12 protein-coding genes are annotated in these 12636 nt (G+C 70.1%); 7 read left to right on the top strand and 5 right to left on the bottom strand.

Going from position 1 to position 12636, the window contains the following annotated elements:
* Nucleotides 1-70: 70 nt before the first annotated feature.
* Entirely contained in the window at nucleotides 71-898 is an 828-nt protein-coding gene (locus GV015_RS14175; protein ID WP_079706061.1) for an AraC family transcriptional regulator, read from the bottom strand.
* Nucleotides 899-1020: 122 nt separating this feature from the next.
* On the opposite strand from GV015_RS14175, the gene GV015_RS14170 reads away from it, so the two are divergent.
* From GV015_RS14170 to GV015_RS14160, 3 genes are read left to right on the top strand one after another with little or no spacing between them, the layout of a single operon-like run.
* The gene (locus GV015_RS14170; RefSeq protein WP_079706060.1) at nucleotides 1021-1698 is read left to right on the top strand and encodes a response regulator transcription factor; all 678 of its coding nucleotides are present in this window, start codon (nucleotides 1021-1023) and stop codon (nucleotides 1696-1698) included.
* Nucleotides 1661-3052 (top strand): cell wall metabolism sensor histidine kinase WalK, encoded by a 1392-nt coding sequence (locus tag GV015_RS14165; protein WP_236555477.1) that lies wholly within the window; start codon nucleotides 1661-1663, stop codon nucleotides 3050-3052. Before GV015_RS14170 ends, GV015_RS14165 begins: the two co-directional genes overlap by 38 nt.
* 57 nt (nucleotides 3053-3109) lie before the next feature.
* Nucleotides 3110-3673 carry a hypothetical protein gene (locus GV015_RS14160; RefSeq protein WP_159878918.1) on the top strand — a complete coding sequence of 188 codons (564 nt, stop codon included), beginning with the start codon at nucleotides 3110-3112 and terminating at the stop codon, nucleotides 3671-3673.
* Nucleotides 3674-3756: 83 nt separating this feature from the next.
* Here GV015_RS14160 and GV015_RS14155 read toward each other — a convergent pair whose 3' ends face one another.
* Nucleotides 3757-5586, bottom strand: a complete 1830-nt coding sequence (locus tag GV015_RS14155) for a DEAD/DEAH box helicase (protein WP_159878916.1) — start codon at nucleotides 5584-5586, stop codon at nucleotides 3757-3759.
* A 92-nt stretch (nucleotides 5587-5678) separates the two neighbouring features.
* A complete protein-coding gene (locus GV015_RS14150; RefSeq protein ID WP_159878914.1) occupies nucleotides 5679-6515 on the bottom strand; it encodes a DUF1206 domain-containing protein in 837 nt (278 codons plus the stop codon).
* A 116-nt stretch (nucleotides 6516-6631) separates the two neighbouring features.
* On the opposite strand from GV015_RS14150, the gene GV015_RS14145 reads away from it, so the two are divergent.
* Both GV015_RS14145 and GV015_RS14140 read left to right on the top strand, forming a co-directional pair.
* A complete protein-coding gene (locus GV015_RS14145) occupies nucleotides 6632-7564 on the top strand; it encodes an alpha/beta fold hydrolase (protein ID WP_159878912.1) in 933 nt (310 codons plus the stop codon).
* Nucleotides 7565-7737: 173 nt separating this feature from the next.
* A complete protein-coding gene (locus GV015_RS14140) occupies nucleotides 7738-9219 on the top strand; it encodes an MFS transporter (protein WP_236555475.1) in 1482 nt (493 codons plus the stop codon).
* Between the two features lie 21 nt (nucleotides 9220-9240).
* Here the strand turns inward: GV015_RS14140 and GV015_RS14135 are convergent, their stop codons facing one another.
* A complete protein-coding gene (locus tag GV015_RS14135; RefSeq protein ID WP_159878910.1) occupies nucleotides 9241-9789 on the bottom strand; it encodes a dihydrofolate reductase family protein in 549 nt (182 codons plus the stop codon).
* A 118-nt stretch (nucleotides 9790-9907) separates the two neighbouring features.
* Here GV015_RS14135 and ligD point away from each other — a divergent pair, with 118 nt between their 5' ends.
* On the top strand, nucleotides 9908-10933 hold the full coding sequence (gene ligD, locus GV015_RS14130) for a non-homologous end-joining DNA ligase (protein WP_159880305.1): 1026 nt from the start codon (nucleotides 9908-9910) through the stop codon (nucleotides 10931-10933).
* 64 nt (nucleotides 10934-10997) lie between these two features.
* Here ligD and GV015_RS14125 read toward each other — a convergent pair whose 3' ends face one another.
* A complete protein-coding gene (locus GV015_RS14125; RefSeq protein WP_064295440.1) occupies nucleotides 10998-11318 on the bottom strand; it encodes a hypothetical protein in 321 nt (106 codons plus the stop codon).
* Between the two features lie 261 nt (nucleotides 11319-11579).
* On the opposite strand from GV015_RS14125, the gene GV015_RS14120 reads away from it, so the two are divergent.
* A complete protein-coding gene (locus GV015_RS14120; RefSeq protein ID WP_064296121.1) occupies nucleotides 11580-12623 on the top strand; it encodes an NAD(P)-dependent alcohol dehydrogenase in 1044 nt (347 codons plus the stop codon).
* Nucleotides 12624-12636 lie beyond the last annotated feature (13 nt).

Genomic DNA, 12636 nt, shown 5'->3' with positions numbered 1-12636 from the left:
ACGCAATCGAGCGGATCCGACGTGTTCCTTCGCGAATCGGACAACCGATCGCGGGTGCATCGATCCGTCCTCAGCGGTTCCGGAATCGCCCGGGGCTCATGCCGGTGACGCGGCGGAAGGCGGTCCCGAACGCCGTCGACGAGCGGTACCCGACGGCGGTCGAGACCTCGTCGATGCTGTCACCCGCCGTCAGTCGGGTGATCGCGTGCTGAGCTCGCGCGGCGGCGACCCACCGGGTGAACCCCAACCCGGTCTCGGATTCGAAGGCGCGCGTCACCGTCCGCGTGCTCACGCCCAGCCGGGTGGCCCATTCGGCGAGCGAGGTCGTGTCGGACGGGTTCGTGCGCATCCGCTCGGCGATGGGTGTCAGGAGCGCCGACCGGGGGAGTCGGAGGAGCAGTTCGTGCTCGGCCGGCTCCAGCACGTCCACGATGGCCGCCTCGGTGGTGGCACGCGCGCGGTCCTCGAGCTCGGCGTCGCCGAGCCGGTCGAGCAGGAGGCGCAGCAAGGGCGTCACTTCCACCGCGGTCGGCTGCTCGGAGATCGTGGGGACGCGGTCGACGCTGAACATCGCGGCCCGCTGCCAAGTGCCGGCCGGGGTCCATCCGGTGTGGCGGACACCGGCCGGGATCCAGAGACCGTGGTGCGGGGTCACGGTCCAGACGCGCTCGCCGACGGTCGCGGTGGATGCGCCGCGATCGTTCCACAGGAGCTCGTGCGTGGGGTGGGAGTGCTCGTCCCAGTGTGTGTCCCGCGCGATCCGCTCGGTGTTGCCGCGGATGACGAACGGCACGGGGATCGCGCCGGCCTCGTAGAGGGGGAGTCTGCGACGCGCCGGTGCCGTGTCCGTCGCGTCGAGGGACTGCTCCCACGGGTCGGCGGCGGCGGGGACTGGCACCGCTCCAGCGTACGGGGGTCCACGCCGGACCGTCCCGCTTCAGCGCTGCTTCAGCTTGTCCGCGCCAGACTGGGACGCGCCGCTCGACCGTCGACCGGCACGGAGCCTGGAGGTCGCACCGGATGCGGATACTCGTCGTGGACGATGAGGTGCGACTCGCCGACGGCGTTCGGAGGGGACTCGAGGCGGAGGGCTTCGCCGTGGACGTCGCGGCGAACGGCGTCGACGGACTCTGGATGGCCGGAGAACACCGCTACGACGCGATCATCCTCGACATCATGATGCCGGGCCTCAGCGGCTACCGCGTCTGTCAGCAGCTCCGCGACGCGGGCGACTGGACCCCGATCCTCATGCTCACGGCGAAGGACGGCGACTGGGACCAGGTCGAAGCCCTCGACACCGGTGCCGACGACTTCCTGAGCAAACCCTTCTCCTTCGCGGTGCTCGTCGCGCGGATCCGCTCACTCGTCCGACGTGGATCGCGGGAGCGGCCCGCGGTGCTCGAGGTCGGCGAACTGCGGCTCGACCCGGCGTCGAAGCAGGTCCACCGGGGCGACGTCCCGATCGACCTGACCTCGCGCGAGTTCGCGGTCCTCGAGTTCCTCATGCGACGCGGCGGCGAGGTGGTGTCGAAGCGCGAGGTGCTGCAGAACGTGTGGGACGACGACTTCGAGGGCGATCCCAACATCGTCGAGGTCTACGTCGGGCATCTCCGCAACAAGGTGGACCGCCCCTTCGAGCGGGCTTCGATCGAGACGGTGCGTGGGTTCGGATACCGGTTGGCGGGCGGACGTGGCTGACGGCGGGCCGCACGGAACGGTCGCGCCCCGACAGCGGCTGTGGCGTTCGGTCCGAGCCCGCGCGGCACTGGGATCGGTGCTCGCGGTCGGACTGTTCCTCGGGGTCGGCTCCGTGGCGTTCGTCGGCCTGTTCTCCGCGGCGCTCCGTTCCGGCGTCGAACAGAGCGCCTCGGCCGAGGCGGAGGGCGTGTCGGCGCAACTGGTCGCGGCGGACGCGACGACGCTGCCCGAGGACGACGGTCGACTCCTGGTCCTGGTCGAGGACGGCCGTGTCGTGGACCGGACGGACGACGAGATCGAGCTCCCGACGCCGATCCCGGACGGTGACGTGTTCGTCTCGGTCGTCGACGACGAGCCGGTGGTGTTCGCAAGTGAGGACGTCGACGTCGACGGCCGTGACCTGGTCATCCTCGCGGGCCGCTCCCTCGAGGAGACCGACGACGCCGTCGGACTCGTGTCGATGCTCCTGCTCATCGCTGTCCCCGTGCTCGTCGCCCTCGTCGGCGGCCTGACCTGGCTGCTCGTCGGGCGTGCGCTGGCGCCGGTGGAGCGGATCCGCCGCGAGGTCTCGGAACTGGGGGCCGGCGAACTGGATCGACGGATCGCGGTCCCCGCCACGGGCGACGAGATCGGTCGCCTGGCCGGGACGATGAACGGCATGCTCGAGCGGCTCGAGGACGCCCAGACGGCGCAGCGGCGGTTCGTGTCGGACGCCTCGCACGAGCTCCGCTCACCGCTCGCGGTGATCAGGCAGTACGCCGAGGTGGCGGCGCTCCACCCGGACCGGGTCGACCCGGCCGAGCTGTCCTCGACGGTCCTCGAGGAGGGCGCCAGGATGCAGGGGCTCGTCGAGTCGCTCCTGCTGCTCGCGAAGCTCGACGAAGGGGCGACGGGCAACGCGCGGCGCACGGTCGACGTCGACGACCTCCTGTTGACGGAGGCTGCACGTCTCCGATCCGCCGGTGGACTGCGCGTCGAGTCCGCGGCCGTCGCGGCGGCGAGGGTCGACGGCGACGAGGTGCTCCTCGCCCGCGTGGCGCGGAACCTCGTCGACAACGCCGTCCGGCACGCACGCTCCGTGGTCCGAGTGGGATCCGCCACCGACGGTCGGATCGTCAGGATCTCCGTGGAGGACGACGGCCCCGGTGTGCCGGTCGAGTCCCGCGCACACGTGTTCGAACGGTTCGTCCGCCTCGATGAGAGTCGTTCGCGCGACGCCGGTGGTTCGGGCCTGGGCCTGGCGATCGTGGCCGACGTCGTGCGGCTGCACGGCGGGTCGATCGAACTCGTCGACAGCGCCGCGCTCGGCGGGGCGGCGTTCATCGTCACGCTCCCGGCGTCGTCCGCTTCCTGAACGCGGCTTCAGCTCGCTTCAGGTCCGCTTCAGCGCTCCTTGGACAGTCTGGGGCACATGAACGAGAACACCGCCTCCCAGCCCACCGATCCCACACAGCCCACCGCAGCCACCGAGCGCATCGAACCCGTCGAGCGCGTCGAGGCGACCGACCACACCGCCATCCCCGCGACCCCGGCGACCACCGGCAAGCCGGCCTTCTGGCGCCGGAAGCCCGTGTGGATCACCGCGATCGTCGTCGGGGCCCTCGCCCTCGGCGGAGCCGGCGCCGCCTACGCGGTGGACGAGTTCGGAGACACCGACGACGACCGCGCCACCGCGGCGTCGAACACCGACCGCGACGGCGGCACCGCCATCGACGACGGTGACACCACGGCTGCCACCGATGACCGTGATGTCCGTGACGCCGACGACGTGCCGCTCACCGACACCGAGTTCGACGCGGCCTCGAAGGCAGCGCTCGCCGAAGCGAAGGGCGGCACCGTGACCGATGTGGACCGCAGCGACGACCCGGGCGAGGCGTTCGAGGTCGACGTCCTCCTCGAGAACGGCGACGAGCTCGAGGTCGCGCTCGACGCGGACTACGCCGTGGTCACGAGCGTGCTCGACCCGCGCGACTGACGGACGCACCCCGCCGGGTGCGGAACGACGAGGGCCGGACGGAATCCTGGGATTCCGTCCGGCCCTCGTCGTGTGCGTGCGAGCTAGGAACGCGGCTTGCGGTCGTACGAGCCGCCACTCGTGCCACCCTCGTCGTCGCGTCGGCGGGCGGGGCCGCCACGGTCGGGACGGAGCTCGATGAGCTTGCCGCTGATGCGGGTGTTCTCGAGACGGTCGAAGACGTCGTTGCCGAGGCTCGCGGGGAGTTCGACGATCGAGAAGTCCGGCTTGATCTGGATCGCGCCGAAGTCCTCGCGCTTCAGACCGCCCTCGTTCGCGAGCGCGCCCACGATCTGACGCGGGTCGACCTTCTGGCGACGGCCCACCGCGATGCGGTACGGAGCCATCGGTCCGCTGGACGGACGGCTGCGACGCTCGGGACGGTCGCCCTGATCGCCGCGGTCGCCGCGGTCGAAGCGTGAGCCGCGGTCGCCGGAGTCACGACGGTCGCGACCGGCGCGGTCGTTGCCACGGTTGGTGTTGTCGAACTCCTCGCGGCGGCGGCGCTCGTCCTCGGCCGAGAGGAGCAGCGGCGTCTCGCCCTGGGAGACGACGGCCAGGGCCGCGGCGACGTCGGCCTCCGGGACGTCGTGGTGGGAGACGTAGTGGCCGATGATCTCGCGGAAGCGCTCGATGCGGTCGGTCTGGCCGAGTGCTTCGGTGATCGCGTCGTCGAAGCGGGTGAGGCGCGTGGCGTTGACATCGTCGACGCTCGGCAGCTGCATCTGCGTGAGCGGCTGGCGGGTGGCCCGCTCGATGGCCTTCAGGAGGTGGCGCTCGCGCGGCGTGACGAAGCTGATCGCGTCACCAGTGCGTCCGGCGCGGCCCGTGCGGCCGATGCGGTGCACGTAGGACTCGGTGTCGACGGGGATGTCGTAGTTGACGACGTGGCTGATGCGCTCGACGTCGAGACCGCGCGCGGCGACATCGGTCGCGACGAGGATGTCGAGCTTGCCGGCCTTCAGCTGGTTGACGGTCCGCTCGCGCTGCACCTGGGCGACGTCGCCGTTGATGGCGGCCGCCGAGTAGCCGCGCGCCCGGAGCTTCTCCGCGAGCGTCTCGGTCTCGTTCTTCGTGCGCGTGAAGATGATCATCGCGCTGAAGTTCTCGGTCTCGAGGATGCGGGTCAGGGCGTCGACCTTCTGCGGGTACGAGACCGTCAGGTAGCGCTGCGTGATGCTGGCCGAGGTCGTGGTCTTCGTCTTGACCGTGATCTCTTCCGGGTTGTTCAGGTACTTCGCGGAGATGCGACGGATGGACGACGGCATCGTCGCGGAGAACAGCGCGACCTGCTTGTCCTTCGGGGTGTCGGCCAGGATCGTCTCGACGTCCTCGGCGAAGCCCATCTTCAGCATCTCGTCGGCCTCGTCGAGCACGAGGTACTTGAGCTCCGTGAGGTCGAGGGTGCCCTTCTCCAAGTGGTCCATGATGCGACCCGGCGTGCCGACGACGATGTGGACGCCGCGACGGAGGGCCGACAGCTGGACGCCGTAGCCCTGGCCGCCGTAGACGGGCAGGACGTGGACGCCGCGCAGGTGCGTGGCGTACTTCTCGAACGCTTCGCAGACCTGGAGGGCGAGCTCACGGGTCGGTGCGAGGACGAGCGCTTGCGGCGTCTTCTGCGTGATGTCGAGGCGGGACAGGATCGGCAGGGCGAACGCCGCGGTCTTGCCGGTGCCCGTCTGTGCGAGGCCGACGACGTCGCGTCCCTCGAGCAGCAGCGGGATGGTGGCCGCCTGGATGGCGGACGGGGTCTCGTAGCCGACGTCCTTGAGTACCTTGAGCACCGCGTCGTCGAGGCCGAGGTCGGAGAAGGTCTGCGTAGCGCCGGCGGGTTCCGCCTCGGGCTGCGTCGTGGAATCAGAAGACGTCATACTCCTAACGGTAGTCGCAACGCAAGCGTTTGCAGGACATGGTCTGGAGCCGACCCGTCCGCGTCGTCGCCCGAGGCGCCCACCTCACCGTCCTAGAGGCTGCCCCAGCGCGCCCGGGCGCCGCAGAAGAGTCCGTAGGCGATGAGCCCGACGCCGACCACGAGCAGGATGACGACGCCGAACGGGAGCGCGGCCAATGCCGAGATGGCGCCGTCCATGCCGGAGGCCTTCTCGGGGTCCTGGGTCGCAGCGGCGACGATGAAGAGGATCCCGACCGTGACGAGCGCGACGCCCTTCGCGATCCACCCGACGACGCCGAGGACGACGACGGCGCGCTTCGTCGTGCCGGTGGGCGGGTGGACGTCCTCGAGGAACTTGCGGGTCGCGCCCTTGAAGACGAAGAAGCCGCCGATGCCGATGACCACGAGGCCGACGACGATGACGACGAACACCCCACCGGGGGAGGATAGGAGGGTCGCCGTGAGGCCCTGGCTGGACTGCGAGGAGTCCTGGCTGCCGCCGAGGGCGAAGGTCAGCGCGGTCGATCCGACGGCGAGGTAGGCGATCGCGCGTCCGGCGGTCGAGATCCGCTTGCTCCACCGCTTGCGGGTGTCGGATTCGCGCACGAGGAAGGCGGAGATCGCCGTCCAGAGACCGAGGGCGAACAATCCGACGGCGACGACCCAGATGATCACGATCCCGCCGGGCGTGCCTGCAAGCGTCTTGAGCGCACCCGATTGGTCCGCGTCACCGCCGCCGCCGGATCCACCGCCCGCGCCGGACAGGGCGATGGAGATCGCGATCCCGCCGATGAGGACGTGGAGCAATCCGTTGACGGCGTGGCCGGTGCGGGCGAGGGTGCGGAGGGTCGTGCTGTTCTGTGCGGTTCCAGCGGCTTGGTCTGCGGCGGCGCGTGCGTTCTCAGGCATCAGACCACGGTAGCGGCCGGGTTCCCGACCGGAAGGGGGGTTGCGCGCCGCACCGGGGGACCGGCGTCGTCGATCGAGCACCGATCCGAGCGGTACCTCGTTTCCGAATGACACGCATGCCCGTGAACTCCTCGCGTCCTGCCCCGCCGGACGACCCCTCCGTGATCACCGCCGACGCGACCGCGCTCGGCCTGCGACGCGTCACGGTGGACACCGACATCGGACCGGTCACCGTCCGGGCGGGTCGCGAAGCGGGCGGACCGGCCATGATCCTGCTGCACGGCGCCGCCGGCTCCTGGACCACGTGGTCACCCCTCCTCCGTGCCGACGACGAGCGGGGCGCGGTCGTCGACGACGTCATCGCCGTGGACCTCCCGGGGTGGGGCGAGTCGGCTCTACCCACCGCCGACCCGGTGACGGTCGGAGACCTCTCCGCAGCCGTCGCGACCGTCGCTCGCTCGCTCGGCTACCGGTCCTGGCGCGTCGTCGGGCACTCGCTCGGCGGGTTCGTCGCGCTCGACCTCGCCGTCCGCGAGCCCGAGGCGACGATCCGGGTCGACCTCGTCTCGCCGACGGGGATCGGAGTCGTCGAGGCGATCCGCCAGCCGGTCGGTGGCGGCGCCCGGCTCCCGTGGTTCGCGGGCATGCTCCTCGCGATGCGCATGCTGCAGGCGCTCGGCGAACACGGACCCGGGCTCGTCCGCGCGCTGAACCGGATCGGCCTGCTCGCACCGCTCATGTCGCCCCTGTTCGGACGACGCCGGGACCTCGACCGGTCGGTCGTCGATGCGCTCGCAGCCGACGTCCGGCCGGCGTCGTTCCTCCTGGCGGCCCGAGCGGCCGCCGCCTACGACCTGCACGTCTGGCGCGGCGTGCGGTGTCCTGTCCGCGGCATGATGGGCGACCGCGACGTCTTCATCGGGCCCGACGACACAGCCGTCCTCACCGCCCTCGTCCCGGACCTCCGGCTGCGCACACTGCCGGCGACCGGGCACTTCGCGGCGGTGGAACACCCGGAGGCCGTCCTGGAGCTCATCACCTCGGAGTGATCCGCGTGGCCTCACGGGTGCAGCGACGTCGGCATCCGCTATCCTGGTCCTCTGCCCGACTTCGTGGTTGGGGTGGTTGATCGTCCGCACCGTGCTGCACTCGCGCCGTGTGCCGAGCATCGATCTGGGGCTGGAAACCCCCAGCACCCCCACCCCTCGCACGGAGGTCCTCCTTGTCTGCATCCGCAGCCACCGCATCGCATCCCACCGAAGCACCGTCCGGTTCCCCGGCCCGCCGCTGGTGGGTTCTCGTCGTCCTCGCGATGACGCAGCTCATCGTCGTCCTCGACGGCACGATCGTGAACATCGCCCTTCCAGCAGCCCAGCAGGAGCTCGAGCTGTCCGACACGCAGCGTCAGTGGGTCGTCACGGCCTACGCGCTCGCGTTCGGCGCCCTGCTGCTGCTCGGTGGCCGCATCGCCGACTACTGGGGTCGGAAGCGCACCTACCTGGTCGGTATGGTCGGCTTCGGCGCCGCGTCGGCCTTCGGCGGGTTCGCCCAGAGCGGGACCGAGCTCATCGTCGCTCGCGGTCTGCAGGGCGTCTTCGCAGCGCTCATGGCACCTGCCGCACTCGCGCTCCTCACCGTCACCTTCTCCCACGGACGCGACCGCAACACGGCCTTCGCCGTCTTCGGCACCGTCGCCGGTGCGGGAGCGGCCGTCGGCCTCATCCTCGGCGGCGTGCTCACCGAGTTCGTCGACTGGCGCTGGTGCCTCCTCGTCAACGTGCCGTTCGTGATCGTCGGGCTCATCGCCGGCCTCATCCTCGTGACCGAGAGCAAGGCCGAGGGCGACAACCGCTACGACTGGCTCGGCGCGATCACCGTCATCCTGGGCCTCGGTTCCCTCGTCTACGGCTTCACGCTGGCCGAGGGCGGCTGGGGGAGCGCCGACACCATCGGCTTCCTCGCGCTCGGTGCGGGACTCCTCTCCCTCTTCGTCTTCATCGAGATGCGTGTCGCGCAGCCCCTGCTCCCGCTGCGCATCGTGGCGGACCGGGTCCGCGGCGGTGCCTTCCTCATGCAGATGATCGTCGGCAGCGTCATGATCGGGGCCCTGCTCTACCTGACGTTCCACCTGCAGATCGTGCTCGGCTTCCCGCCGCTCGAGGCCGGCATCGCGACCCTCCCGATGACCGTCGCGATCATGATCGTCGCCCCGATCGCCACGAAGCTCCTGCCGGCCATCGGCCCGCGCCCGCTGCTCATCATCGGTCCGCTCATCGCGGCGGCCGCTCTCGTGTACCTCAGCCGCATCACGGCCGACGGCGACTACTTCGTCCAGGTGCTGCCGGCGCTCCTCGTGCTGGGGATCGGCATGGCGATGATCTTCGTCCCGATGCAGAACCTCGCGCTGACGGGCGTCGCACCGCACGACGCCGGTGCGGCCTCCGCCACGGCGAACGCCTCCATGCAGATCGGTGGGTCGATCGGCCTGTCGGTCTTCACCACGGTCTACGCGAGTGTCACCGACCAGGCGACGGTCACCGATCAGGCGTCACAGCTCGTGGCGTTCACCCAGGGCTACTCGGCGGCGTTCATCGCGGCTGCGGTCGGCCTCGTGATCGCGAGCGTCATCGCCATCGTCTGCATCCGCGGTCGCAAGGAGGACCTCCTGCCCTCGGGCGACCAGCAGGCCGTCCACCTGGGCTGAGTCGGCCGTGCGGCGACCCGCCTAGGCGCGGGGAGCGTACGTCGAGAGCACGTTGCCGGAGCTCGTCCGCACCGAGTGGACGAGCTCCAGGCGTGTCACCGGGTCGCTCGGTTCGAACAGATGACGCCCGGCACCGGCGACGACGGGGTGGATCATGAGGGTGAGCCGGTCGAGCAGACCGGCGAAGAGGAGCTGCCGCACGACGGAGATGCTCGCCTGCACCGCGATGCGCCCGCCGTCCTGCCGCTTGAGCTCCTCGACGAAGGACTCGAGCGTGCCGGGGATGAGCGTCGCGTTCTCCCAGGACAACGGGCCCGCCAGGGTGCGTGATGCGACGTGCTTCCGCACGGGGTTGATGAAGGAGCCGAACGGGTCGTCGTCGCCGACCGTCGGCCAGAACCCGCTCCACTGCTCGTAGCTCACGCGTCCGAGCAGGACGTCGTCGATCGGCGCGATCGCCTCGGTCATCATGGCGCCCATGTCGGCGTCGAAGTGGTCGAACTGCCACTGATCGGGCGACTCGACGACGCCGTCGACGGATTGGAAGAGGGAGGCGTGGACCTCGCGCATGGTGGCTCCTCGGCAGGGTGGTGACGGCGAGTTCGATGGACAGCTCCCGTTCTACTCCGCTGCGGCGACGAGCACCACCCTCGTGACCACGCCGGGCGGGGCGCGTACGGTGTCCGACATGGCCAGCACCGCGATCGTCCTCACCGTCCCCGGACCGCACGGCGACCGCGAGGTGCGTCTCTCCAGTCCCGACCGCGTGCTCTGGGAGGAGTCCGGTGTCACGAAGCGGGAGCTCGCGGAATACCTCATCGAGGTCGCGCCGGCCTTCCTCGCCGCCAACGGCGACCGCCCGGTGTCCCTCCAGCGGTTCCCGGGCGGTGTGGACGGTGAATGGTTCTTCTCGAAGAACCCGCCGAAAGGAGCACCCGAGTACGTTCGGGCGGTCGACGTCGTGTATCCGAGTGGCCGGCGGCATCCGCAACTCGTCCTCGACGAGGCCGCTGCGGTCGTCTGGGCCGCGCAGATGAACACGGTCGTGTTCCATCCGTGGCCGTCACGGGCATCGGACACCGACCATCCCGACGAACTGCGGATCGACCTCGACCCGCAGCCGGGGACCGACTTCGCCGACGCCGTGCGCGTTGCGGGCTCGCTGCGGGAGATGCTGACGGAGGTCGGACTGACCGGGTTCGTGAAGACCTCCGGCAACCGAGGTGTCCACGTGTTCGCGCCCATCGTGCCGGAGCACGAGTTCCTCGACGTCAGGCACGCCGTGATCGCGGCGGCTCGGGAACTGGAGCGACGGTATCCCGACCTCGTCACGACCTCGTGGTGGAAGGAGGAGCGCGGTGAACGCATCTTCGTCGACTACAACCAGGCGAACCGCGACCGGACGATGGCCGGCGCCTACAGCCCCCGTGCGCTGGCCTCGGCGACCGTCTCATGTCCGGTGACCTGGGACGAACTCCCCGAGATCGACCCGGGCGCCTTCACCGTGCGGGCCGTCCCGGAGCGACTCCGGACGACCGGAGACCCGTGGGCCGGCATGCACGACACCGCCGGGCGCATCGACGTCCTCCTGCAGTGGTGGGAGCGGGACCTCGAGCAAGGACTGGGGGAGCTCCCGTTCCCTCCCGACTTCCCGAAGATGCCGGGCGAGCCGCCGCGGGTGCAGCCGAGTCGCGCCAGACACTCCGAGGACTGAGCCCACCCGGACACACGAACGCCCGGTGATCGTGGATCACCGGGCGTTCTGCTGAATCAGGGCGCTATTCGGCCTTGCCGAGGGCGAAGCGGACGCCGCCCTGCTCGTCGATCTGCGCGTCGAGGACCGCGTCGCTCAGGGCGACGGCTGCGGACTCCTCGAGGAAGACGGTCGCTCCTGCGCTCTCGATGACCTGGTCGGCCTCGTGCGGTGTCGCCGTCATGGTGACTTCGAAGTTGTTGTCGTCGGAGCTGCTGCTGATGCGCAGTCCGGCGCCGTGCGTGAGCGACGACGCGTCGTCCGGGACGACCAGTCCCGGGGTGAGTGGTGCGTTCTCGGCGAGGGTCTTGACGACTCGGCCGGCGTTCTCGGTCAGGGTGAGCATGTGTGTTCTCCGTTCCGTTCGCGAATACGAGTTCCCCACCTTGCTCGGGTTCGCGGCAGGATGCCACCCTGAGGCCGATCCTCTGCGGGAACTGCCAAGCAACTCTGCAGGGATTCACACCTCCGCGCCGCTCGTAGCACAGCTCGGGTGATCGTCCCTTGGGGGTTCGTCCGGTGGAGTGGGCTGCTAGCGTCGAACGTGCTGTCCGGCGCGTGCATCCCGCCCCACGGCACCCCCAACACCCCCAGCCCGAGGAGTCCTATGACCACCGTCGCCGCCATCATCAAGCCCACCGCCGACGCGCCTTTCGAGGTCGGCACCATCGAGCGCCGTGCGCCGCGCGCCAACGACGTCGTCATCGACGTCCACTACGCCGGCATCTGCCACAGCGACATCCACCAGGCCCGCGAGGAATGGGGCAAGGCCATCTTCCCGATGGTCCCCGGCCATGAGATCGCCGGCATCGTCACCGAGGTCGGCGACGCGGTCACCAAGCACCAGGTCGGCGACCGCGTCGGCATCGGATGCTTCGTCGACTCCTGCCGCGAGTGCGAGAACTGCCTCGCCGGCGAGGAGCAGTTCTGCCTGAAGGGCAACGTCGCCACCTACAACGGCCGTGAGTACGACGGCGAGCCCACGTACGGCGGCTACAGCAAGCAGATCGTCGCCGACGAGAACTATGTGCTGAGCATCCCCGAGGGCATCGAGCTCGACGTCGCGGCACCCCTGCTGTGCGCCGGCATCACCACCTACTCGCCGTTGAAGCACTGGGGCGCCGGTCCCGGCAAGCAGGTCGCCATCGTCGGGATGGGTGGCCTCGGTCACATGGGCGTCAAGATCGCCCACGCCCTCGGCGCAGAGGTGACCGTGCTCAGCCAGACGACCTCGAAGGAGGAGGACGGCAAGCGCTTCGGGGCCGACCACTACTACGCGACCGGTGAAGAGGGCACCCTGAAGTCGCTCCGCGGACGCTTCGACCTCATCATCAACACGGTCTCCGCCGACCTCGACATCGACGCCTACCTGTCGACGCTCAAGCTCAACGGCTCGATGGTCTTCGTCGGACTGCCCGAGAACACGCAGCAGTTCCGGGTGTTCTCGCTCGTCGGTGGCCGCCGCTCGCTCGCCGGCTCGAACATCGGCGGCATCCGCGAGACGCAGGAGATGCTCGACTTCTGCGCCGAGCACGGCATCGGCTCGCAGATCGAGCTCATCGGTGCCGACGAGGTCGAGGGTGCCTACGACCGCGTGGTCCGCAGCGACGTCCGCTACCGCTTCGTCATCGACACGGCGACGATCGGCTGATCGCACCGATACC

Origin of the sequence: Plantibacter sp. T3 (assembly GCF_902506515.1) — a bacterium.
Taxonomy (GTDB): Bacteria; Actinomycetota; Actinomycetes; order Actinomycetales; family Microbacteriaceae; genus Plantibacter; species Plantibacter auratus.
Note: the sequence above shows the minus strand (reverse complement) of the source record. Positions and strands in the feature narration are given on the sequence as shown.